20 protein-coding genes are annotated in these 21,986 nt (G+C 59.4%); 12 read left to right on the top strand and 8 right to left on the bottom strand.

The genetic code is table 11. The annotated features are described in order from the left end of the window. Positions 1-32: 32 nt before the first annotated feature. Together AC3ITY_RS27195 and AC3ITY_RS27190 are read left to right on the top strand one after the other, a co-directional pair. On the top strand, positions 33-344 hold the full coding sequence (locus tag AC3ITY_RS27195) for a GIY-YIG nuclease family protein (protein ID WP_489306072.1): 312 nt from the start codon (positions 33-35) through the stop codon (positions 342-344). A gap of 88 nt (positions 345-432) precedes the next feature. Continuing rightward, positions 433-1,368 carry a glutathione S-transferase family protein gene (locus AC3ITY_RS27190; RefSeq protein ID WP_489306070.1) on the top strand — a complete coding sequence of 312 codons (936 nt, stop codon included), beginning with the start codon at positions 433-435 and terminating at the stop codon, positions 1,366-1,368. Between the two features lie 172 nt (positions 1,369-1,540). Here AC3ITY_RS27190 and AC3ITY_RS27185 read toward each other — a convergent pair whose 3' ends face one another. Both AC3ITY_RS27185 and yejK read right to left on the bottom strand, forming a co-directional pair. Then, positions 1,541-1,891: a glutaredoxin family protein gene (locus AC3ITY_RS27185; RefSeq protein ID WP_489306068.1), complete on the bottom strand. Its 351-nt coding sequence runs from the start codon at positions 1,889-1,891 to the stop codon at positions 1,541-1,543. Further along, positions 1,891-2,895 (bottom strand): nucleoid-associated protein YejK, encoded by a 1,005-nt coding sequence (gene yejK, locus AC3ITY_RS27180; protein WP_057396732.1) that lies wholly within the window; start codon positions 2,893-2,895, stop codon positions 1,891-1,893. Before yejK ends, AC3ITY_RS27185 begins: the two co-directional genes overlap by 1 nt. Before the next feature lie 396 nt (positions 2,896-3,291). Between yejK and AC3ITY_RS27175 the strand changes: the two genes are divergently transcribed. Together AC3ITY_RS27175 and AC3ITY_RS27170 are read left to right on the top strand one after the other, a co-directional pair. Continuing rightward, positions 3,292-3,573, top strand: coding sequence for an HU family DNA-binding protein (locus AC3ITY_RS27175; RefSeq protein WP_007905514.1), 282 nt, complete (start codon positions 3,292-3,294; stop codon positions 3,571-3,573). Positions 3,574-3,878: 305 nt separating this feature from the next. Further along, a complete protein-coding gene (locus AC3ITY_RS27170; protein WP_489306066.1) occupies positions 3,879-4,316 on the top strand; it encodes a DUF3757 domain-containing protein in 438 nt (145 codons plus the stop codon). A 156-nt stretch (positions 4,317-4,472) separates the two neighbouring features. Here AC3ITY_RS27170 and rlmF read toward each other — a convergent pair whose 3' ends face one another. From rlmF to AC3ITY_RS27145, 5 genes are all read right to left on the bottom strand, one after another. After that, positions 4,473-5,504 (bottom strand): 23S rRNA (adenine(1618)-N(6))-methyltransferase RlmF, encoded by a 1,032-nt coding sequence (gene rlmF / locus AC3ITY_RS27165; RefSeq protein WP_489306064.1) that lies wholly within the window; start codon positions 5,502-5,504, stop codon positions 4,473-4,475. Between the two features lie 246 nt (positions 5,505-5,750). Further along, positions 5,751-8,597 (bottom strand): valine--tRNA ligase, encoded by a 2,847-nt coding sequence (locus tag AC3ITY_RS27160; RefSeq protein WP_489306063.1) that lies wholly within the window; start codon positions 8,595-8,597, stop codon positions 5,751-5,753. Between the two features lie 240 nt (positions 8,598-8,837). Continuing rightward, complete coding sequence (locus AC3ITY_RS27155; protein WP_489306061.1) at positions 8,838-10,154, bottom strand: MFS transporter; 1,317 nt, start codon at positions 10,152-10,154, stop codon at positions 8,838-8,840. 373 nt (positions 10,155-10,527) lie between these two features. Continuing rightward, entirely contained in the window at positions 10,528-11,760 is a 1,233-nt protein-coding gene (locus tag AC3ITY_RS27150; RefSeq protein ID WP_489306060.1) for a transporter associated domain-containing protein, read from the bottom strand. Positions 11,761-11,772: 12 nt separating this feature from the next. Next, complete coding sequence (locus tag AC3ITY_RS27145; RefSeq protein WP_489306058.1) at positions 11,773-12,585, bottom strand: cytochrome C assembly family protein; 813 nt, start codon at positions 12,583-12,585, stop codon at positions 11,773-11,775. Positions 12,586-12,795: 210 nt separating this feature from the next. On the opposite strand from AC3ITY_RS27145, the gene ffh reads away from it, so the two are divergent. From ffh to rplS, 5 genes are all read left to right on the top strand, one after another. Beyond that, positions 12,796-14,172 carry a signal recognition particle protein gene (gene ffh, locus AC3ITY_RS27140; RefSeq protein ID WP_489306057.1) on the top strand — a complete coding sequence of 459 codons (1,377 nt, stop codon included), beginning with the start codon at positions 12,796-12,798 and terminating at the stop codon, positions 14,170-14,172. Between the two features lie 408 nt (positions 14,173-14,580). Beyond that, the gene (gene rpsP, locus AC3ITY_RS27135; RefSeq protein WP_007972721.1) at positions 14,581-14,832 is read left to right on the top strand and encodes a 30S ribosomal protein S16; all 252 of its coding nucleotides are present in this window, start codon (positions 14,581-14,583) and stop codon (positions 14,830-14,832) included. A gap of 5 nt (positions 14,833-14,837) precedes the next feature. Then, complete coding sequence (rimM, locus tag AC3ITY_RS27130) at positions 14,838-15,374, top strand: ribosome maturation factor RimM (RefSeq protein ID WP_223459710.1); 537 nt, start codon at positions 14,838-14,840, stop codon at positions 15,372-15,374. Positions 15,375-15,376: 2 nt separating this feature from the next. After that, entirely contained in the window at positions 15,377-16,129 is a 753-nt protein-coding gene (gene trmD, locus AC3ITY_RS27125) for a tRNA (guanosine(37)-N1)-methyltransferase TrmD (RefSeq protein ID WP_489306055.1), read from the top strand. A gap of 45 nt (positions 16,130-16,174) precedes the next feature. Then, positions 16,175-16,525: a 50S ribosomal protein L19 gene (gene rplS / locus AC3ITY_RS27120; protein ID WP_003175895.1), complete on the top strand. Its 351-nt coding sequence runs from the start codon at positions 16,175-16,177 to the stop codon at positions 16,523-16,525. A gap of 187 nt (positions 16,526-16,712) precedes the next feature. Here rplS and AC3ITY_RS27115 read toward each other — a convergent pair whose 3' ends face one another. Further along, positions 16,713-18,524: a cation:proton antiporter gene (locus tag AC3ITY_RS27115; protein ID WP_489306054.1), complete on the bottom strand. Its 1,812-nt coding sequence runs from the start codon at positions 18,522-18,524 to the stop codon at positions 16,713-16,715. A gap of 107 nt (positions 18,525-18,631) precedes the next feature. On the opposite strand from AC3ITY_RS27115, the gene xerD reads away from it, so the two are divergent. From xerD to AC3ITY_RS27100, 3 genes are all read left to right on the top strand, one after another. Next, positions 18,632-19,528 carry a site-specific tyrosine recombinase XerD gene (gene xerD / locus AC3ITY_RS27110; protein WP_489306053.1) on the top strand — a complete coding sequence of 299 codons (897 nt, stop codon included), beginning with the start codon at positions 18,632-18,634 and terminating at the stop codon, positions 19,526-19,528. A gap of 254 nt (positions 19,529-19,782) precedes the next feature. After that, on the top strand, positions 19,783-20,514 hold the full coding sequence (dsbC, locus tag AC3ITY_RS27105) for a bifunctional protein-disulfide isomerase/oxidoreductase DsbC (RefSeq protein WP_007990033.1): 732 nt from the start codon (positions 19,783-19,785) through the stop codon (positions 20,512-20,514). Between the two features lie 133 nt (positions 20,515-20,647). Next, positions 20,648-21,952 carry a homoserine dehydrogenase gene (locus tag AC3ITY_RS27100; protein WP_007998527.1) on the top strand — a complete coding sequence of 435 codons (1,305 nt, stop codon included), beginning with the start codon at positions 20,648-20,650 and terminating at the stop codon, positions 21,950-21,952. Positions 21,953-21,986: the final 34 nt, after the last annotated feature.

The following is a 21,986-nucleotide window of genomic DNA, read 5'->3' as shown; positions in this document are numbered from 1 at the left end:
CGGCTTGTTTTCCTTCAAGCCCTGATCGTTACGTGACCACCCTCAGCGAAAGCCCTGTCGACGCCGACACACCCGCGAGCAAAACCTGGTTCGTCTACCTCGTTCGCGCGGCCAACGGTTCGCTCTATTGTGGGATCAGCGATGATCCCGTGCGTCGCTTCGCCAAGCATCAAAGCGGCAAGGGCGCACGATTCTTTCTTTCCAGCCCTGCCATGGCCCTGGTCTACACCGAACGCTGTCGCGACAAAAGCGATGCATTGCGTCAGGAACGGCTAATTAAAAAACTCAAAAAGAGTGCCAAGGAATGCCTGGTGGCGAACGCCGTCTCTGGCTTATCACTCTGACTGATCAGTTCCCATCAGGCAGATCTGTAGGCTGCCAGGTGATTGCGCGCTAAGCTGCGGACTCCTGATCCTTGCGGCGGAGCCGAGCATGTCCGAGTTGATTCTGCATCATTACCCGACGTCCCCCTTTGCCGAGAAGGCCCGCCTGCTGCTGGGCTTCAAGGGTTTGTCCTGGCGCTCGGTAAAGATCTCGCCAGTGATGCCAAAACCGGATCTCACGGCGTTGACCGGTGGCTACCGCAAGACACCGGTGTTGCAGGTCGGTGCAGATATTTATTGCGACACGGCATTGATTGCCCGGCGACTGGAGCAGGAAAAAGCCTTGCCGGCGTTCTTCCCGGAGGGTCAGGAAATGATCACCGCGTCGTTTGCAGCCTGGGCTGATTCGGTGGTGTTCCAGCATGCGGTGAGCCTGGTGTTCCAGCCGGAATCGATAGCGGTGCGCTTTGGCAATTTGTCGCCGGAAGCGATCAAGGCGTTTCTGGCCGACCGTGCCGGTTTGTTCAGTGGAGGTAGCGCGACAAAACTGTCCACCGAACAGGCCAAACATCAGTGGCCAACGATCATGTCGCGCCTGGAGTTGCAGTTGCAGCGCGAAGAGGGTGATTTCCTGTTTGGTGAACCGTCGATTGCCGACTTTGCCCTGGCCCATTGCCTCTGGTTCCTCAAAGCCACACCCGTCACGGCGCCACTGGTGGAGGCTTACCCGGCGGTGGCCGCGTGGCATGCTCGGGTATTGGGCTTCGGTCATGGTGCGTCCAGCGAGATGAGTTCCGAGGAGGCGCTGGCAGTGGCGCGCGCGTCCACGCCAGCGGCATTGCCGGATGAGCAGTTCGTCGATCCCAATGGATTCAAGGCGGGGCAACAGGTAGTGATCGCGGCCACGGACTACGGCGTTGATCCGGTGGCGGGGGAGTTGTTGTTTGCCGGCCGCGAAGAGCTGATTGTACGGCGAGAGGACGAGCGTGGCGGTGTGGTGCACGTGCACTTCCCGCGGTTTGGTTTCCGGATCGAAGCCTGCTGACGCAGACGCACACCTGTGGCGAGGGGGCTTGCTCCCGTTGGGCAGCGAAGCGGCCCCAGTATTTCAAAGGGCCAAATCGCATTCATAGGATTACGACTGCTGCGCAGCTGAATGGGACGGTGCGGCGATCCGACAAGCCCCCTCGCCACACGGATTGTTTGAACCCGATTAGTTAATTCAACGCCGCCAGAATCGCATCCGGGTCATACCCGCGAATCAGCGTCCCGTTCACATCGATAATTGGAATGCCGCCACCGCCCAATGCCTGATAATCCTCGCGCGCGACGGCATCCTTCTCGATATCGAACTCCTTGTACGCAATGCCTTTCTGATCGAGGAAGCGCCGGGTCAGTTTGCAGTAGCCACACCATTCGGTGGCGTAGAGCACGACGTTGGCCTTGGCCTGGGTCTGCGCAGGCACCACTTGCGATGGGTTGAACACCCGCTCGATCTTGCCCCAGTTCTGATAGGCCACGACCACCAGCAGGATCAGCAGGAATTTCTTCAGTACGCCGCCGAGCATCAGTTGCGGCGCTTCAGCTGATCGGTGAGCGAAGTGGGCAGGCCCTTGATGATCAACGTGCCGGCTTCTTCGTCGTACTCGATTTTCGAGCCCAGCAGGTGTGCTTCGAAACTGATCGACAGGCCTTCGGCGCGGCCAGTGAATCGGCGGAACTGGTTCAGGGTGCGTTTATCGGCCGGGATTTCCGGCGAGAGGCCGTAATCCTTGTTGCGGATGTGATCGTAGAAGGCCTTCGGGCGTTCTTCGTCGATCAGCCCCGACAATTCTTCCAGGCCCATCGGCTCACCGAGCTTGGCCTGGCTGCTGGCGTAATCCACCAGGGTCTTGGTCTTCTCGCGGGCGTCGTCTTCCGGCAGGTCTTCGCTTTCAACGAAATCACTGAAGGCTTTGAGCAGGGTGCGGGTTTCACCCGGACCATCGACGCCTTCCTGGCAGCCAATGAAGTCGCGGAAATACTCCGAAACCTTTTTGCCGTTCTTGCCTTTGATAAACGAAATGTACTGCTTGGATTGTTTGTTGTTCTGCCACTCGGAAACGTTGATCCGCGCCGCCAGGTGCAATTGACCCAGGTCCAGGTGACGAGACGGGGTCACGTCCAGTTCGTCGGTCACGGCCACGCCTTCACTGTGGTGCAGCAGGGCGATGGCCAGGTAGTCGGTCATGCCTTGCTGATAGTGTGCGAATAGCACGTGGCCGCCAACCGACAGGTTCGACTCTTCCATCAGCTTTTGCAGATGCTCGACCGCCACGCGGCTGAACGCGGTGAAATCCTGGCCGCCATCGAGGTACTCCTTCAGCCAGCCGCTGAACGGGAACGCGCCGGATTCCGGATGGAACAGGCCCCAGGCTTTACCCTGTTTGGCGTTATAGCTTTCGTTGAGGTCGGCGAGCATGTTCTCGATGGCTGCGGACTCAGCCAGTTCAGAGTCACGAGCGTGGAGAACTGCGGGTGTGCCGTCGGGTTTTTTGTCGATCAGGTGGACGATGCAATGACGGATCGGCATGGGCTTCTCGGCTGAATGAAGAGAGGAGGGCGTGCTCCCCCGAAAAAGCGCTCAGTGTACCGCAACCACTGGTTTTGGCGCGGTGCGAAGGGCAATTGACGGGCGACCGACGGCGCTTATGCGTTTTTTTCCTGTTTTAGCGCAATAAAGCTGACCAAATGGGTAGCTAGAGGCGGATATTTCCACGTCTGTGTGCTAGCTTTGCCCGGTCTTGCGCGAAGTCACTGCGTTAAGCGTGCAGTCAGCATTTGTCAGGTCGAACCAAACCCTGATTTCGGTATCTATAACCCCGATCCCGAGGTTATTTGGCCGAGGGTGCCGGATCCAAAAGATCGGGCTCGATAGCTGACATTGCACTCTGCAATCCATATGAATTTGATAGGGAAGGAACACTAAATGGCTCTTACTAAAGACCAACTGATCGCCGACATCGCTGAAGCTATCGACGCGCCGAAAACCACCGCGCGTAACGCTCTGGACCAACTGGGCCAAATCGTTGCCGATCAGCTGGAAAACGGCGGCGAAATCACTCTGCCAGGTATCGGCAAACTGAAAGTGACTGAGCGCCCTGCCCGTACTGGCCGTAACCCTTCGACTGGCGCTGCCATCGAAATCGCTGCCAAGAAAGTGATCAAGCTGGTTGTGGCCAAAGGCCTGACCGACGCTGTTAACAAGTAAGACTTGTTAAGAAAAAACCGTGCACCGGAGCGATCCGGGCACGGTTTTTTTGTGGGCGTCGTAACGATTTACGCAATGTAAATTGTTGAAATAATCCCTTTGTTTGAAAGCAGTTGTTACCCGCGCATCTGACAGGAATAGCCGTTTGCGCTGAGTTGCATTTTTCTCTCTGTATAAAACGAACGTTCCTACAGAACTGATAGTTGAGTGTGCGCCTTGGGTCGGTAGTATCAATAAGGTGTAGCGCTTGGTTTTGCGTAAAAAGCCAAAACCAAATTTCAGTTGTTGGTTACAGGGACGTTTTTATGAAAGTTAAACAGTTGTTGATGTGTGTATCGTTTCTAGTGTCCGGCCAGGCTTTGGCAAATGTTACCGAGTACTGCCCAAGCCCCTCTGACATCAAGGAGTTTGCAACAGGTTCCTATAGAGCCTCGACAGCAAGTGGAAAGGGGGAGTGGTACGGTGTTTCGCAAACCGGGCGTGGGCCGGTAGGTGAATTCGAAGTGGCGATATTCGCACCTCGCAAAGAGGCCGAAGCTGGCACTATCGTTGGTGAAATCCTGCGTTGTGGTTACATACTGAAAAATGGCGGAGATCTGGATATGAGGTACAAGCGAGAGGGAACTATGGTAAGTATTGATACCGAGGGGCCATGGTCAGAGTGGCTGACTCGGTATTACTGCGATAGTAAAGAGGCGCGTGCCTGTGAGTTCAAAGAGATTGTTCGTTCAGCAAAACGCTGAAACGAAGAAGCATGAACTTTCCTGTTGTCGACATTATATTGAAAGTTGTCAATCAGTTTGTGTTACAGATCTGAGCGTCACTGCTAACCGCTGAGGCTGATTAAAAAGCCGTGTCCAGGAGTCATCCGGGCACGGCTTTTTTGTGCGTTTGACTTTTTACTCAGCTGTAGGCTTAGACCATCGTGCCTGACGCCAGGCCTGTTGCTGCGCTTTGGTCTGGAAGGTCCAGGCGACGAAGCGGCTCTGCTTCTGCCCTTGGGACATTTCCACTACCTGACTTTCCAGGGCACCGGCCTTTTTCAGGGCGGTTTGGATCGCTGGCAGGTTGGACGCCTTTGACACCAATGTACTGAACCACAGCACCTGCTGAGCGACCTGCACGCTTTCGCTGACCAATTGGGTCACGAACCGTACTTCACCGCCTTCGCACCACAACTCGGCCGACTGGCCGCCAAAGTTCAACACCGGCAGCTTGCGTTTCGGATCGGCTTTGCCCAGGGCGCGCCATTTGCGCGTGCTGCCCCGCGTGGCCTCGTCCAGTGAGGCGTGGAATGGCGGGTTGCACATGGTCAGGTCGAACCGCTCTGCGCTCTCCAGCAGGCCTGCGAGGATCTGCTTGGGGTTGCTCTGCTGGCGTACCTGGATCGCTTTGTTCAGGCCATTGGATTGAACAATGGCCTTCGCTGCGGCGATGGCGGTTGCATCGATATCGGAACCGAGAAACTGCCAGCGATAGTCGCTGTAACCGATCAGCGGATACACGCAGTTGGCGCCCATGCCGATGTCCAGCACCTTCACGGCGGCGCCACGGGGAATCACGCCGTCATTGCCATTGGCCAGCAGGTCGGCGAGGAAGTGTACGTAATCGGCACGGCCTGGCACCGGTGGGCACAGGTAGTCGGCCGGAATGTCCCAGTGAGCGATGCCATAGAACGACTTGAGCAGCGCCCGATTGAACACCCGCACGGCTTCCGGGCTGGCGAAGTCGATGCTTTCCTTGCCGTACGGATTGATGATCACGAATTTCTTCAGTTCCGGGGCGCTTTTGATCAGCGCCGGAAAGTCGTAGCGACCCTGATGGCGATTGCGCGGGTGCAGGCTGGCCTTCTCCTTCGGAGCGACGGCCGTGGCCGGGGTCTTCGGGGCAGGCTTTTTGCGCGCAGGCTTGGGGGAACGGGGGGCGGTCATGGCGGTGGTCGATTCGGGTATGGCTAAAAGTGGCGGGCATTGTCCCACATCTGTGGGGCAACACCGATCAAATGTGGGAGCGAGCCTGCTCGCGAATGCGGTGGGTCAGTCGCCATCATCGGTGATTGATACACCGCCATCGCGAGCAGGCTCGCTCCCACAGGGGGATCCTCATTGGATGTAAAAAAGTGACAGGCACAAAAAAGGGAGGCCGCATGGGCCTCCCTCGTTTATTGCGATTTACCGTTACAGGCTGGCAATCCGCGAATGCTGCTCGGCCAGCTTGCCCAGGGCCTGTTCGGCCTCGGCCAGTTTGGCGCGCTCTTTCTCGATGACTTCGGCTGGCGCCTTGTCTACGAAGCCAGCGTTGGACAGCTTGCCGCCGACTCGTTGCACTTCACCTTGCAGACGCTGGATTTCCTTGTCCAGACGCGCCAGTTCCGCACCTTTGTCGATCAAGCCGGCCATTGGCACCAGCACTTCCATCTCGCCGACCAGCGCGGTGGCGGACAGCGGTGCTTCTTCGCCTGCAGCCAATACGGTGATCGATTCGAGGCGTGCCAGCTTCTTCAGCAGGGCTTCGTTCTCGGTCAGGCGACGCTGATCCTCGGCGCTGACGTTCTTCAGGAACAGCGGCAGCGGTTTGCCCGGGCCGATGTTCATTTCGCCACGGATGTTACGAGTGCCGAGCATCAGGCCCTTGAGCCATTCGATGTCATCTTCGGCCGCCTGATCGATGCGTGTTTCGTTGGCCACTGGCCAAGGTTGCAGCATGATCGTCTTGCCTTCGATGCCAGCCAGCGGCGCGATGCGCTGCCAGATTTCTTCGGTGATGAACGGCATGAACGGGTGCGCCAGGCGCAGGGCGACTTCCAGTACGCGCACCAGGGTGCGACGGGTGCCGCGCTGGCGTTCGACCGGCGCGTTTTCGTCCCACAGCACAGGCTTGGACAGTTCCAGGTACCAGTCGCAATACTGGTTCCAGATGAACTCGTACAAGGCTTGTGCGGCCAGGTCGAAACGGAACTGGTCGAGCTGGCGGGTCACTTCGGCTTCGGTGCGTTGCAGCTGCGAAATGATCCAGCGGTCAGCCAGGGACAGCTCAAAGGCTTCGCCGTTCTGGCCGCAGTCTTCGCCCTTGTCCAGCACGTAGCGCGCCGCGTTCCAGATCTTGTTGCAGAAGTTGCGATAGCCTTCGACGCGGCCCATGTCGAACTTGATGTCGCGACCGGTCGACGCCAGCGAGCAGAAGGTGAAGCGCAGGGCGTCGGTGCCGTAGCTGGCGATGCCTTCGGCGAACTCGTCGCGGGTCTGCTTCTCGATCTTCTTTGCCAGTTTCGGCTGCATCATGCCGGAGGTGCGTTTCTGTACCAGCGCTTCGAGCTCGATGCCGTCGATGATGTCCAGTGGGTCCAGGACGTTGCCCTTGGACTTGGACATCTTCTGGCCCTGGCCGTCACGCACCAGGCCGTGAACGTACACGGTCTTGAACGGAACCTGCGGCGTGCCGTCTTCGTTTTTCACCAAATGCATGGTGAGCATGATCATCCGGGCAACCCAGAAGAAAATGATGTCGAAGCCAGTCACCAGGACGTCGGTGGAGTGGAACTTCTTCAGGAATTCGGTTTTTTCCGGCCAGCCGAGGGTGGAGAACGTCCACAGGCCCGAGCTGAACCAGGTGTCGAGAACGTCATTGTCCTGTTGCAGCGCTACGTCCGGGCCGAGGTTGTGCTTGGCCCGCACGTCGGCTTCGTCGCGACCGACGTAGACCTTGCCCGACTCGTCGTACCAGGCCGGAATCCGGTGGCCCCACCACAGCTGACGGCTGATGCACCAGTCCTGGATGTCGCGCATCCACGAGAAGTACATGTTTTCGTACTGTTTCGGCACGAACTGGATACGGCCGTCTTCAACGGCGGCAATCGCAGGTTCGGCCAAAGGCTTGGTGGACACGTACCACTGGTCGGTCAGCCAAGGCTCGATGACGGTGCCGGAGCGGTCGCCTTTCGGCACTTTCAGGGCGTGATCGTCAACACTGACCAGCAGGCCGGCAGCGTCGAACGCGGCCACGATCTGCTTGCGCGCTTCGAAGCGGTCGAGACCGGCGTATTCGGCCGGGATCTTGCCGTCGATGGTTTCGTTCAGCGTGCCGTCGAGGTTGAACACTTGGCAGGCCGGCAGGACCGCGGCGTTCTTGTCGAAGATGTTCAGCAGCGGCAGGTTGTGACGTTTGCCGACTTCATAGTCGTTGAAGTCGTGGGCCGGGGTGATTTTCACGCAGCCGGTGCCGAATTCAGGGTCGCAGTAATCGTCGGCGATGATCGGGATGCGGCGGCCAACCAGTGGCAGCTCGACAAATTTGCCGATCAGGGCTTTGTAGCGATCATCGTTCGGGTTAACGGCCACGGCGGAGTCGCCGAGCATGGTTTCCGGGCGAGTGGTCGCGACGATCAGGAAATCGTTACCTTCAGCGGTCTTGGCGCCGTCGGCCAGCGGGTATTTCAGGTTCCACAGGAAACCTTTCTCGTCGTGGTTCTCCACTTCGAGGTCTGAAATCGCCGTGTGCAGCTTGGTGTCCCAGTTGACCAGGCGCTTGCCGCGGTAGATCAGGCCATCTTCGTGCAGGCGTACAAAAGCCTCTTTAACGGCTTCCGAGAGGCCGTCGTCCATGGTGAAGCGCTCGCGGCTCCAATCTACGGACGAACCGAGGCGACGGATCTGACGGCTGATGTTGCCACCGGACTCATCTTTCCACTCCCAGACTTTCTCGAGGAATTTCTCGCGGCCCAGGTCATGGCGGCTCTGGCCCTTGGCTTCGAGCTGGCGCTCTACCAGCATCTGCGTGGCGATACCGGCGTGGTCGGTACCCGGCTGCCACAGGGTGTTGCGACCCTGCATGCGGCGGAAACGGATCAGGGCGTCCATGATCGCGTTGTTAAAGCCGTGACCCATGTGCAGGCTGCCGGTGACATTCGGCGGCGGGATCATGATGGTGTAGGACTCGCCCGCGCCTTGCGGGGCGAAGTAATTCTCTGACTCCCAGGTGTTGTACCAGGAAGTTTCAATGGCGTGCGGCTGGTAGGTCTTATCCATGCGCGGCGGGACCCTATTGGCATTTATTCAGGAAAAGCCGGGAAGTATAGCGGGGATGAGCCGAAGCGCGTAGAGCGAGGTGACGGTGGGCGGGGGAAAGTTGTGGTTTTTCAGGGGGGCGTTTTGTCTGCAATGACGCCATCGCGGGCAAGCCACGCTCCCACAGTGTCGGTGTCGATCACAAAAAGGTAGTACGACACTAACCCTGTGGGAGCGTGGCTTGCCCGCGATGGCGGTCTATCAGTCGATGCGATTCAAATCGTTATGCCGCGTTTCCTTCAGGCAAAGCACCGCAATCAAACTCAGCACCGCCGCCCCGGACACATAACCGCCGACGTAGCTCAAGCCGCCCATCGCCACCAGTTTCTGGGCGAAGAACGGCGCCGCGGACGCGCCGACGATACCGCCCAGGTTGTAGGCCGCCGAGGCGCCGGTGTAGCGCACGTGGGTGGGGAACAGCTCCGGCAGCAGCGCACCCATCGGCGCAAACGTCACGCCCATCAGAAACAGTTCGATGCACAGGAACAGCGCCACACCCCAGGTCGAGCCTTGGGTCAGCAGCGGCTCCATGAGGAAGCCGGACAGGATCGCCAGCACGCCGCCGATGATCAGCACCGGTTTGCGCCCGTAACGGTCGCTGGCCCAGGCCGACAGCGGGGTGGCGGCAGCCATGAACAGCACTGCGAAGCACAACAGGCCGAGGAATGTTTCGCGGCTGTAGCCGAGCGTTGCCACGCCGTAACTCAGGGAAAACACCGTGGAGATGTAAAACAGCGCGTAGCACACGACCATCGCGCCGGCGCCCAGCAATACGGGCGCCCAGTATTGGCCGAACAGCTCGAACAGCGGGATTTTCACCCGTTCCTGGCGCGCCATGGCGTTGGCGAATACCGGGGTCTCATGCAGCTTGAGGCGAACGTACAGGCCGACCATCACCAGTGCGGCGCTGAGCAGGAACGGAATACGCCAGCCCCATGAGCGGAACTGTTCATCATCCAGCACCACGGCCAGGGTCAGGAACAGGCCGTTGGCCGCGAGAAAGCCGATGGATGGACCCAGTTGCGGGAACATGCCGAACCATGCGCGCTTGCCTTTGGGCGCATTCTCCGTGGCCAGCAATGCCGCACCACCCCATTCACCGCCCAACCCAAGGCCTTGGCCGAAGCGCAGGACGCAAAGCAGGATCGGTGCCCAGGCGCCAATGCTGTCGTATCCCGGCAGCACGCCGATCAGCGTGGTGCACACGCCCATCAGCAGCAGCGAGGCGACCAGGGTCGACTTGCGGCCGATACGGTCGCCGAAGTGACCGAAAAGGGCTGAACCCAAGGGGCGTGCAAGGAAGGCGATGCCGAACGTGAGAAACGCCGATAGCATCTGGGCGGTGCCGGATGTCTGCGGAAAGAACACCGGGCCGATCACCAATGCGGCAGCGGTGGCATAGACGTAGAAGTCGTAGAACTCGATGGCGGTACCGATGAAGCTTGCGGTGGCCACGCGGGTGGCGGAGTTCGTCGGTTGCGCAGGTGTGGATTTGCTGTAGGTCGTGCTGGTCGTCATGCGGTTATCCCTGACAGTCATGTGCTCCAGTGGAGCGAATTATTATGGTCGAGAACCCAGGGATGTGGGGGGAAGCACGGTCGCTGTTCAAGGTAGGAACAATCGTCGGTTTGTAGCGGGCTTTTTGCGGGTGGACAGGCCGGAAGCTGCGAAGTGCGGGGTAAGCACGGGCCGGCGAGGCTTGGGTAAGCGCTTCGATTATAGGAAGGTGGCTAACGATCGAACAAGTGGCTTGAGTGACTGCGGACCTTTGTGGCGAGGGAGCTTGCTCCCGTTCGGGCGCGCAGCGGCCGCAATAGGGGTGAATGCATTCGGGCCTGCTTCGCAGTCCAGCGGGAGCAAGCTCCCTCGCCACAGAAAACTGCGCTGACCTTTAGATAACGACAGGCATCGAACTGGTCTGCCAGATCAGCACCCGCGTGACGCGGTTGTCCTCGGTCTCGAGAATTTCCAGGCGATACCGGCCGATCTTCAGGCACACCGCGCTTTCGGGAATGGTTTCCAGGGCCTCGGTGACCAGGCCGTTCAGGGTTTTCGGGCCATCGCTGGGCAGGTGCCAGCCGAGGCTCTTATTCAGCTCGCGAATGGACGCGGCACCGTCGATCACCAGGCGTCCGTCGGCTTGCGGATGAATGTGCGGATTGTCCAGGCTCTGCTGGCTTTCGAACTCGCCGACGATTTCTTCGAGAATGTCTTCCAGGGTGACGATGCCCAGCACTTCGCCGTACTCGTCGACCACCATGCCCAGGCGCCGCTGCTGCTTATGGAAATTGAGCAGTTGCAGTTGCAGCGGGGTACTTTCCGGCACGAAGTACGGCTCGTGGCTGGCCGCCAGCAACGCTTCCCTGGTCAGGCTCGCATCGGGCAGCAAGTGAAGGATGTGTCGGGTGTTGAGGACGGCTTCGACCTGGTTGATATCACTGTGGAACACCGGCAGGCGCGTGTGCTTGTTGTGGCGCAATTGTTCGATGATTTCTTCGATGGAGTCATCGAGATTGATGCCGTCCACGTCGCTGCGCGGTACCAGGATGTCATTGACGGTAATGTTGTCCAGCGCGTGGATGCCTGGCAGCGGGTGAGGGCGGCTTACGGTTTCGGAGGGCGCATGCCGCTCCGTCAGCGCTTCGTCCTCACTTTGTTGCACTACTTTGGCTTTACGGGCGAATGGCCGCGTCAGCAACTGACTGATGCTATTGAGCAGCCATGCCGCGGGATAGATGATTTTCAGCGGCACCCGCAGCAGGTTGTTGCCTTGGGCCAGGATCGCATCTGGATAGCGAGCGGCGAGGGCGCGTGGCAAGTAGTCGGAAAATACCAGCAACGTGGCGCCCGCCCCGAGGCAGGCGACCCACGGGCCGTTCTCGGCCCAGGTGAAAATGGCCAGCAAGGTGCTGATGACCACCACGAGTGCACGGCAGAGGGTGTTGCAAAAAATCAGGCTGGCCAGGGGGAAGCTGAGTTTCGCCACCGGTTTGTCGCTGGAACGCGTTGCGGTGCGCTGGGCCAGCAAATGCTGGTGCGCCGCTTCGATGGCGGTAAACAGCCCCGACCATAAAACCAGCAGGGTCACTACCGCGAGCATCGGCCCTATGGGCAAGTCGTCCATTAATGCCGCCCGTCAGATATGCAGGATGTATTCACGAACCAGTTTGCTGCCGAAATACGCCAGCATCAGCAGGCAAAAACCGGCCAGGGTCCAGCGAATGGCTTTGTGCCCGCGCCAGCCGAGGCGATTGCGTCCCCACAGCAGCACGCTGAAGACGACCCAGGCCAGGCAGGCCAGCAGGGTTTTGTGCACCAGGTGCTGGGCGAACAGGTTCTCGACGAACAGCCAGCCGGAAATCAGCGACAGCGATAGCAGCGTCCAGCCGGCCCAGAGGAAACCGAACAGCAGGCTTTCCATGGTTTGCAGCGGCGGGAAATTCTTGATCAGCCCGGAGGGGTGCTTGTGTTTGAGCTGGTGGTCTTGAACCAGCAGCAGCAAGGACTGGAACACCGCGATGGTGAACATGCCGTAGGCCAGAATCGAAAGCAGGATGTGGGCGAGGATGCCTGGCTCCTCATCGATGACCTGTACCGTGCCGGCGGGGGCAAAATGCGCCAGCAACACGGTCAAGGCCCCAAGCGGGAGCAGCAGGACCAGCAGGTTCTCTACCGGAATCCGCGAGCAGGCCAGTAGGGTCAGTGCGATGACCGCCACGGCAATCAGGCTGGCGGCGCTGAAGAAGTCCAGGGCCAGGCCGCCCGGGGTCAGCAGGTGGGTAAGCAGGCTGGCGCTGTGGGCCAATACGGCGAGCACGCCGAGCATGACCAGCAGGCGTTTGTTGACCTTGGCGCCGGACGCCAGGCGAGTGCCCTGATAAATGGTCGCAGCGGCATATAAGCAGGCGGCGGCGAGGGTAGTTAGCAAGCTGGGTGACAAGGGGAGCATAAATCCTGTTAGGCAAGCCCGAAAGTCGCTGAGTTTGGCATAGAACCCCTGCCACACGAAAGACCGCGCAACCCGACAGCGAGGTGTCCGCCGGCCACAGTCTTCGCTATAATCCGCGACCTGCCCACGCCGCAGGCTCGCCGAGCACACGTTTAGTCCGGTCCGGGCCGCCATTATCCCGGTCTACACAGGGCCTGAAAGGATCGCGCAATGTTTGAAAACTTAACCGACCGTCTCTCGCAGACGCTGCGCCATGTCACCGGCAAGGCCAAGCTGACTGAAGACAACATCAAAGACACCCTGCGTGAAGTGCGCATGGCGTTGCTCGAAGCCGACGTCGCCCTGTCGGTGGTCAAGGACTTCGTCAATTCGGTCAAGGAACGCGCCGTAGGCACCGAGGTGTCGCGCAGCCTGACGCCGGGCCAGGCCTTCGTGAAGATCGTCCAGGCCGAACTCGAAAGCCTGATGGGCGCGGCCAACGAAGATTTGAACCTTAGCGCCGTGCCGCCAGCGGTCATCCTGATGGCCGGTTTGCAGGGCGCTGGTAAAACCACCACCGCCGGCAAACTCGCGCGCTTCCTTAAAGAGCGCAAGAAGAAGTCGGTCATGGTCGTGTCCGCCGACGTTTATCGTCCAGCGGCGATCAAACAGTTGGAAATGCTCGCCGGTGAAGTCGGCGTTACCTTCTTCCCGTCCGACCTGAGCCAGAAGCCGGTCGAGATTGCGCAAGCGGCTATTAAGGAAGCGAAACTCAAATTTATCGACGTGGTCATCGTCGATACCGCCGGTCGCCTGCACATCGATGAAGAGATGATGGGCGAGATCAAGGCCCTGCACGCCGCGATCAACCCGGTCGAAACCCTGTTCGTGGTCGACGCCATGACCGGCCAGGACGCCGCCAACACGGCCAAGGCCTTCGGCGATGCATTGCCGCTGACTGGTGTGATCCTGACCAAGGTCGACGGCGATGCCCGTGGCGGTGCCGCGCTGTCGGTGCGCGCCATCACCGGCAAACCGATCAAGTTCATCGGTATGGGCGAGAAGAGCGAAGCGCTCGATCCGTTCCACCCTGAGCGTATCGCCTCGCGCATCCTCGGCATGGGCGACGTGCTCAGCCTGATCGAGCAGGCGGAAGCGACGCTCGACAAGGACAAAGCCGACAAGCTTGCTAAAAAGTTGAAGAAGGGCAAGGGCTTCGACCTCGAAGACTTCCGCGATCAGCTGCAACAGATGAAGAACATGGGCGGCCTCGGCGGGCTCATGGACAAGCTGCCGAACATGGGGGGCGTGAACCTGGCGCAAATGGGCAACGCCCAGGGCGCGGCAGAAAAGCAATTCAAGCAGATGGAAGCCATCATCAACTCCATGACCCCGGCCGAGCGCCGCGACCCTGAGATGATCAGCGGTTCGCGCAAACGCCGGATCGCCATGGGTTCCGGCACCCAGGTGCAGGACATCGGCCGCTTGATCAAGCAGCACAAGCAGATGCAGAAGATGATGAAGAAATTCTCCGCGAAAGGCGGAATGGCCAAGATGATGCGCGGCATGGGCGGTATGTTGCCCGGCGGCGGCATGCCGAAGATATAGTGTCCTTTCACGCCAATACTGCTCAATTTTGGCGGCGTCTGGTGCCCTCATGCGGCGTTGCCGCTCCTCGCCATAGCGGGCTATGACTCGTCGCGGCGCCTTGCCTGAGGGCACCAGTCACTCGCCAAAATGTGAGCGTATTGGCGAGAAAGGACACACGAATCCGCGCCGGCCATCAGGTCGGCGCAGCCCCACACGGAAGTGGGATATACAGCAAACCCGCACTTGGCGGGAGCTGACCGGCCGTTTTCAACGACGGCTCTATAGCAAATCTGCATGGCGGCCGATAGACCGCCGGAAAAAGTCATTTGCAAAAGTCCGGATATTCCTTAGAATATGCGGCCTTTCGGGCACCCATGCCCGCTGTGCCTTTAGATTTGCAGCACCGACTACAGGAACGATGTTCACATGCTAACAATCCGTCTTGCCCTTGGCGGCTCCAAAAAGCGCCCGTTTTACCACTTGACCGTAACCGACAGCCGCAACCCGCGCGACGGTTCGCACAAGGAACAGGTTGGCTACTTCAACCCTGTTGCCCGTGGTCAGGAAGTTCGTCTGTCCGTGAACCAAGAGCGCGTAGCCTACTGGCTGAGCGTTGGTGCACAACCTTCTGAGCGCGTTGCTCAGTTGTTGAAGGAATCTGCTAAGGCTGCGGCCTGAGCAATATGAACGCGACGCCTGCCATTGCTGATGATTTGATCGTTATCGGCAAGATTTATTCTGTTCACGGCGTTCGCGGCGAAGTGAAGGTGTACTCCTTTACTGATCCGATTAAAAACCTGCTGGACTACAAAACCTGGACGCTCAAGCGTGACGGTAATGTAAAGCAGGTAGAGCTGGTCAGCGGACGCGGGAACGACAAGTTCCTGGTCGCAAAGCTCAAGGATCTCGATGATCGCGAAGAAGCTCGTCTTCTGGCCGGTTATGAGATCTGCGTGCCGCGCAACCTGTTCCCTGAACTCACCGACGGCGAGTACTACTGGTACCAGCTGGAAGGTCTCAAGGTCATCGACACCCTCGGACAACTGTTCGGGAAAATCGATCACCTGCTGGAGACCGGCTCGAACGATGTCATGGTGGTCAAGCCTTGCGCTGGCAGCCTGGATGATCGCGAACGCCTGTTGCCCTATACGGAGCAATGCGTGTTGGCCGTCGACCTGGCAGCGGGCGAGATGAAGGTGGATTGGGACGCGGATTTCTAAGCGTGGCTAACTTGCGCGTAGAAGTGATCAGTCTGTTTCCCGAGATGTTTTCCGCCGTCAGCGAGTACGGCATCACCAGTCGGGCGGTGAAACAGGGGCTCTTGCAGCTCACCTGTTGGAATCCGCGAGACTACACGACGGATCGACATCACACTGTGGACGATCGCCCGTTTGGCGGTGGTCCGGGCATGGTGATGAAGATCAAGCCCCTGGAAGATGCTCTGGTTCAGGCCAAGGCAGCAGCCGGGGAGGCGGCGAAGGTGATTTACCTGTCCCCCCAAGGCCGTCAACTGACTCAGTCGGCGGTACGCGAGTTGGCGAATCTGGATGCATTGATCCTGATTGCCGGCCGCTATGAAGGCATTGACGAGCGTTTTATTGATGCTCATGTCGATGAAGAGTGGTCGATTGGCGACTATGTACTGTCTGGCGGCGAGCTGCCGGCGATGGTCCTGATCGATGCGGTTACACGACTGCTGCCTGGAGCTTTAGGGCATGCGGACTCCGCCGAGGAAGATTCCTTTACGGATGGTTTGCTGGATTGCCCGCACTACACCCGACCGGAGGTGTATGCGGATCAGCGTGTTCCCGACGTATTGCTAAGTGGCAATCACGCGCACATCCGGCGTTGGCGTTTACAGCAGTCCCTTGGTCGGACCTTTGAACGACGCGCCGATCTTCTGGAAAGCCGCTCGCTTTCTGGAGAAGAGAAGAAGCTGCTCGAGGAATACATCCGCGAGCGGGACGATAGTTAACAACGTATCGATGGTAGATCCGACGATTTACCTTAGGAGCACAGCATGACTAACAAAATCATCCTTGCACTCGAAGCAGAGCAGATGACCAAAGAGATCCCTACCTTTGCCCCGGGCGACACCATTGTCGTTCAGGTGAAAGTGAAGGAAGGCGACCGTTCGCGTCTGCAAGCGTTCGAAGGTGTTGTTATCGCCAAGCGTAACCGCGGCGTAAACAGTGCATTCACCGTTCGTAAAATCTCCAACGGTGTTGGCGTAGAGCGTACTTTCCAGACCTACTCCCCGCAAATCGACAGCATGGCTGTCAAGCGTCGCGGTGACGTACGTAAAGCCAAGCTGTACTACCTGCGTGACCTGTCGGGTAAAGCAGCTCGCATCAAGGAAAAACTGGCTTAAGTCCAGCTTCCGATGCAAAAAAAAGCAGCCTGCGGGCTGCTTTTTTGTTGCCTGCGATTTATCCCGCGACACAAGACCTGGTTATGCCCATCGCGAGCAAGCTTGCTCCCACACATGCTCTCTGGCGAGCCGAAAATCTGTGGTCAAAGGAGATTTCCTGTGGGAGCGAGCCTGCTCGCGATGGGATTTAGCCGGCGCCAACAGTCTCCGGCTGAATCAACGCCAACAACGTCCATCCCGCCGAAGGCTTCAGCGTGCTTTCCGGTGTCACCACGTACACCCAACCGCTGTCGTCGCGCACGAACAGCAGGGTCGCACGCTCGCCATGCAGCGCGCGGTAATCGTCCCAACTGAAACCGTCCGTCAATGTCGTGCTGTAAAGCTCTGAGCCCTGACTCAGCTGGCTGGCGAGCTTGGCGTAGGTCAGCGCTTCGCTGCCCAATTGGTTGCCGCGATGTTCCAGACTGGTGCGATGCTTGTCGGTGCGACGGCTTTCCTGGCCGCTGGCCAGGCCGAACATGCGTTGATGGCCCAGTTCATGACGAAAGCGCATCAGCGCCAGGGTGTTCATCTCGCCAGAGGGAGACAGCGCCAGCAAATGCCCGAGGCCGACCAGGTCCAGGTGCGCATCGGCATGTTGCGACGCCGGGTTGCCAAAATAGGTCGACAAGCCTTCCATCCGCGCTGCACTAATGTTTTCCCAGCTCGAATCCGTCAGCAGCACCCGGCTGCCCAGTTGTTGCAGGGCCTTGCCCAGCGTGCGTGCGGGTCCGTTGGCGCCGATGATCAGGAAACCGCTCGGTGCCGGTTCCGCCACCTTCAGCAGGCGTGCCAACGGTCGTGCCGTCGCGCTTTGCAACACCACCGTGCCGATGATCACCGCAAAGGTGAGCGGCACCAGCAGCAACGCTCCCTGGTGACCGGCCGCGTGCAGGCGAATGGCGAAGATTGCCGACACCGCCGCTGCCACGATGCCCCTTGGGGCAATCCATGCCAGCAGCGCCCGTTCGCGCCAATTCAGGCTGGAGCCCGCCGTGCACAGCAGCACATTCAAAGGGCGGGCGATGAATTGAATGACCAGCAGCAAAATCAGCACCAGAGGCCCGAGCCCGATCATGGCGTTCAGGTCCAGCCGAGCCGCCAAAAGAATGAACAGGCCGGAGATCAGCAGCACGCTGAGGTTCTCCTTGAAGTGCAGGATGTGCCGCACGTCCACGCCTTTCATGTTGGCCAGCCACATGCCCATCAAGGTCACGGCCAGCAACCCGGATTCGTTGGTGACTTCGTTGGAGGCAATGAAAATACCCAGGACTGCCGCGAGCGCTGCCAGGTTGTGCAGGTATTCCGGCAGCCACTGGCGGCGAATCAGCGTACCGAGCAACCAACCACCAAAAACACCGAACAAGCTGCCGCACAAAATCACGCCACCGAAGGTCAGCAGGCTTTCCTCGAGGCCGTTACCTTCGGAGCTGGCGATGATGAAGCTATAGACGACCACCGCCAGCAGGGCACCGATGGGGTCGATGGCAATGCCTTCCCAACGCAGGATGTTGGCAATCGACGCTTTCGGGCGCACGACGCGCAGCATCGGTACGATCACGGTCGGCCCGGTCACCAGGGTCAGGCTGCCAAACAGGATGGCCAGCATCCAGTCGAAATCCAGCAGCCAGTGAGTGGCGACAGCAATGACCACCCAAGTGGAGAGGGCGCCAATCGTGACCAGGCGATGGACGACGCTGCCGATTTCGCGCCACTCGGACAGATGCAGGGTCAGGCTGCCTTCGAACAGGATCAGCGCCACCGCCAGGGACACCAGCGGCATCAGCAGTGGCCCGAACATTTCCTGCGGGTCGAGCAAGTGCAGTACAGGGCCGGCCAGGATGCCGGTCAACAGCAGGAAAAGGATTGCCGGCAGTTTCAAGCGCCAGGCCAGCCATTGACAGAGCAGTGCCGCCGCACCGATTCCGCCAAATGCCAGTAATATCTGCTGCTCGCTCATTGCTGCTCCCTGTTCCTTGAAATCGCGGCCTATGAAAGACTAGCGGCCGTTTCCATGTCCATTTTTAATTTTGTGCGCAGTCCCAAGGCTGCGTGATTCGAGTGCCCATGCCTGCCATCGATCACCCGCTGATAGACCAATTCCTCGATGCCTTGTGGCTGGAGAAAGGCCTTTCCGATAACACCCGCGATGCCTATCGCAGTGACCTGGCGCTGTTCAACGGCTGGTTACAGGACAAAGGACTGGAGCTGGTCAATGCCGGGCGCGAGTTGATTCTCGACCACCTGGCCTGGCGCCTGGAGCAAAACTACAAGCCTCGTTCCACTGCGCGATTTCTTTCGGGTGTGCGTGGCTTCTATCGGTATCTGTTGCGGGAAAAGATGATCTCGGTCGATCCAACGTTGCGGGTTGATATGCCGCAACTCGGCAGGCCGCTGCCGAAGTCCTTGTCCGAGGCGGATGTGGAAGCCTTGCTGACGGCGCCTGATTTGAGCGAGGCCATCGGTCAGCGCGACCGGGCCATGTTCGAAGTGCTGTATGCCTGTGGCTTGCGGGTAACCGAGCTGATCAGCCTCACCCTGGAGCAAGTCAATTTGCGTCAAGGCGTGTTGCGGGTGATGGGCAAGGGCAGCAAGGAGCGGCTGGTGCCGATGGGCGAGGAGGCGATTGTCTGGGTCGAGCGCTACATGCGTGATGCCCGCAGCGAACTGCTTGGCGGGCGTCCCAGCGATGTGTTGTTTCCGAGCCTGCGTGGCGAGCAGATGACCCGCCAGACCTTCTGGCACCGGATCAAGCACCAGGCCAAGGTGGCCGGGATCGGTAAGTCGCTTTCGCCGCACACCTTGCGCCATGCCTTCGCCACGCACCTGCTCAACCATGGTGCAGACCTGCGGGTGGTGCAGATGCTGCTGGGGCACAGCGATTTGTCGACGACGCAGATCTACACCCATGTTGCCCGGGCGCGCTTGCAGGATCTGCACGCAAAACACCATCCCAGAGGCTAATGCAAAACTTGTGGGAGCGAGCCTGCTCGCGAAGAGGCCGGCCTATCCAGAATTAATGACGACTGGCACACCGCATTCGCGAGCAGGCTCGCTCCCACAGGGGATTGTGTCGCCACAAATGTCTTGCATCAGGTGCATTCGGCCCTACGGACCTTATGTGATAGGCTGAGCCGGTTTGTACGATGGGCGGTTATGACCCGGTGTTTCGGCACGGGCGTTCTGATCGTCCCATTTGTCCGCCTTCAGGAGTTCTCATGCGTCTGACCCAGATTTTCGCCGCCGCAGCCATTGCGTTGGTCAGCACTTTTGCCGTCGCCGATGATGCGGCCGACAAAGCCATTCGTAAAAGCCTGGAAAACCTCCAGCTCGAAGTCCCGGTGGAAAGCATCACCGCCAGCCCGTTGCCAGGCCTGTACGAAGTCAAACTCAAAGGCAGCCGTGTGCTGTACGCCAGTGCCGACGGCCAGTACGTGGTTCAGGGCTACCTGTTCGATCTCAAGGACGGCAAGCCGGTCAACCTGACCGAGAAGACCGAGCGCCTGGGCATCTCCAAGCTGATCAACGACATCCCGGTTGCCGAAACTGTGGTCTACCCGGCCATTGGCGAAACCAAGTCGCACATCACCGTATTCACCGACACCACTTGCCCGTACTGCCACAAACTCCACGCCGAAGTGCCTGAGCTGAACAAGCGCGGCATCGAAGTGCGTTACGTCGCGTTCCCGCGCCAGGGCCTGGGTTCGCCGGGTGACGAACAGCTGCAAGCGGTGTGGTGCTCGAAAGACAAGAAAGCGGCCATGGACAAAATGGTCGACGGCAAGGAAATCAAGGCCGCCAAGTGCGATAACCCGGTTTCCAAACAGTTCGCACTCGGCCAGTCGATTGGCGTGAACGGCACACCGGCCATCGTTTTGGCCGACGGTCAGGTCATTCCGGGCTACCAGCCTGCGCCACAAGTCGCCAAACTGGCGCTGGGCGCGAAGTAAATTCGCATCGTCACGGCAAGCCTTGACGATCATGGTCCGGCAGCGACATTCGCCGGGCCATCAATAGAGAGCCGCGAGTATGCGGTTGTTTTCACGGCCGGCCTCGAGTCGGCCGTTTTATGGGGAGTTCACAGTGAAACCGGTCAAAGTAGGCATCTGTGGGTTAGGAACCGTCGGTGGCGGTACCTTCAACGTACTTCAGCGCAACGCCGAGGAAATTGCTCGTCGTGCCGGGCGTGGGATCGAAGTGGCACAAATTGCCATGCGCACGCCAAAGCCTCAGTTCCAAACGACCGGTATTGCGATTACCAACGATGTCTTCGAAGTGGCCACGAACCCTGAGATCGACATCGTTATAGAGCTGATGGGCGGCTACACCGTTGCCCGCGAGCTGGTACTCAAGGCCATCGAGAATGGCAAGCATGTGGTCACCGCGAACAAGGCGCTTATCGCCGTTCACGGTAATGAAATTTTCGCCAAGGCCCGCGAGAAGGGCGTGATCGTTGCGTTCGAAGCGGCGGTGGCCGGTGGCATCCCGGTGATCAAGGCGATCCGCGAAGGCCTGTCCGCCAACCGCATCAACTGGGTAGCCGGCATCATCAATGGCACCGGCAACTTCATCCTGACGGAAATGCGCGAGAAGGGTCGCACCTTCGAAGACGTATTGGCCGAAGCCCAGGCCCTGGGTTACGCCGAAGCCGATCCGACCTTCGACGTTGAGGGTATCGACGCCGCTCACAAGCTGACGATCCTGGCGTCCATCGCGTTCGGTATTCCGTTGCAGTTCGACAAGGCTTACACCGAAGGCATCACCAAGTTGACCACCGCCGACGTGAACTACGCCGAAGCGCTGGGTTACCGCATCAAGCACCTGGGCGTGGCGCGCAGCACCGCGGCCGGTATCGAACTGCGCGTGCACCCGACGCTGATTCCGGCCGATCGCCTGATCGCCAACGTCAACGGCGTGATGAACGCGGTGATGGTCAACGGCGATGCTGCCGGTTCGACCCTGTTCTACGGCGCTGGCGCCGGCATGGAGCCGACCGCTTCGTCGGTGATTGCTGACCTGGTGGACGTGGTCCGTGCCATGACTTCCGACCCGGAAAACCGCGTACCACACCTGGCGTTCCAGCCGGACTCGCTGTCGGCTCACCCGATCCTGCCGATCGAAGCCTGCGAAAGCGCCTACTACCTGCGTATTCAGGCCAAGGACCATCCGGGCGTGTTGGCTCAGGTCGCGAGCATCCTCTCGGAGCGCGGCATCAACATCGAGTCGATCATGCAGAAGGAAGCCGAGGAGCACGACGGCCTGGTGCCGATGATCCTGCTGACCCACCGCGTGCTGGAGCAGCACATCAACGATGCCATTGCTGCTTTGGAAGCCTTGGCGGGTGTGGTCGGGCCGGTTGTACGAATCCGTGTCGAGCACTTGAACTAATTTAGAAGCAGCTGCAAGCCGTCAGCTGCAAGCT

Source organism: Pseudomonas sp. GL_091 (genome assembly GCF_057837725.1).
Note: the sequence above shows the minus strand (reverse complement) of the source record. Positions and strands in the feature narration are given on the sequence as shown.

Excerpts from the sequence above, each read along its gene's own strand:
- AC3ITY_RS27155 (WP_489306061.1), bottom strand. The coding sequence starts at position 10,154 with ATGACGACCAGCACGACCTACAGCAAATCCACACCTGCGCAACCGACG.
- xerD (WP_489306053.1), top strand. The coding sequence starts at position 18,632 with ATGCCTGCCATCGATCACCCGCTGATAGACCAATTCCTCGATGCCTTG.
- AC3ITY_RS27145 (WP_489306058.1), bottom strand. The coding sequence starts at position 12,585 with ATGCTCCCCTTGTCACCCAGCTTGCTAACTACCCTCGCCGCCGCCTGC.
- AC3ITY_RS27160 (WP_489306063.1), bottom strand. The coding sequence starts at position 8,597 with ATGGATAAGACCTACCAGCCGCACGCCATTGAAACTTCCTGGTACAAC.
- AC3ITY_RS27185 (WP_489306068.1), bottom strand. The coding sequence starts at position 1,891 with ATGCTCGGCGGCGTACTGAAGAAATTCCTGCTGATCCTGCTGGTGGTC.
- rimM (WP_223459710.1), top strand. The coding sequence starts at position 14,838 with ATGAACGCGACGCCTGCCATTGCTGATGATTTGATCGTTATCGGCAAG.
- dsbC (WP_007990033.1), top strand. The coding sequence starts at position 19,783 with ATGCGTCTGACCCAGATTTTCGCCGCCGCAGCCATTGCGTTGGTCAGC.
- AC3ITY_RS27175 (WP_007905514.1), top strand. The coding sequence starts at position 3,292 with ATGGCTCTTACTAAAGACCAACTGATCGCCGACATCGCTGAAGCTATC.
- ffh (WP_489306057.1), top strand. The coding sequence starts at position 12,796 with ATGTTTGAAAACTTAACCGACCGTCTCTCGCAGACGCTGCGCCATGTC.
- AC3ITY_RS27150 (WP_489306060.1), bottom strand. The coding sequence starts at position 11,760 with ATGGACGACTTGCCCATAGGGCCGATGCTCGCGGTAGTGACCCTGCTG.
- AC3ITY_RS27190 (WP_489306070.1), top strand. The coding sequence starts at position 433 with ATGTCCGAGTTGATTCTGCATCATTACCCGACGTCCCCCTTTGCCGAG.
- rlmF (WP_489306064.1), bottom strand. The coding sequence starts at position 5,504 with ATGACCGCCCCCCGTTCCCCCAAGCCTGCGCGCAAAAAGCCTGCCCCG.
- rplS (WP_003175895.1), top strand. The coding sequence starts at position 16,175 with ATGACTAACAAAATCATCCTTGCACTCGAAGCAGAGCAGATGACCAAA.
- AC3ITY_RS27115 (WP_489306054.1), bottom strand. The coding sequence starts at position 18,524 with ATGAGCGAGCAGCAGATATTACTGGCATTTGGCGGAATCGGTGCGGCG.
- AC3ITY_RS27170 (WP_489306066.1), top strand. The coding sequence starts at position 3,879 with ATGAAAGTTAAACAGTTGTTGATGTGTGTATCGTTTCTAGTGTCCGGC.
- rpsP (WP_007972721.1), top strand. The coding sequence starts at position 14,581 with ATGCTAACAATCCGTCTTGCCCTTGGCGGCTCCAAAAAGCGCCCGTTT.
- yejK (WP_057396732.1), bottom strand. The coding sequence starts at position 2,895 with ATGCCGATCCGTCATTGCATCGTCCACCTGATCGACAAAAAACCCGAC.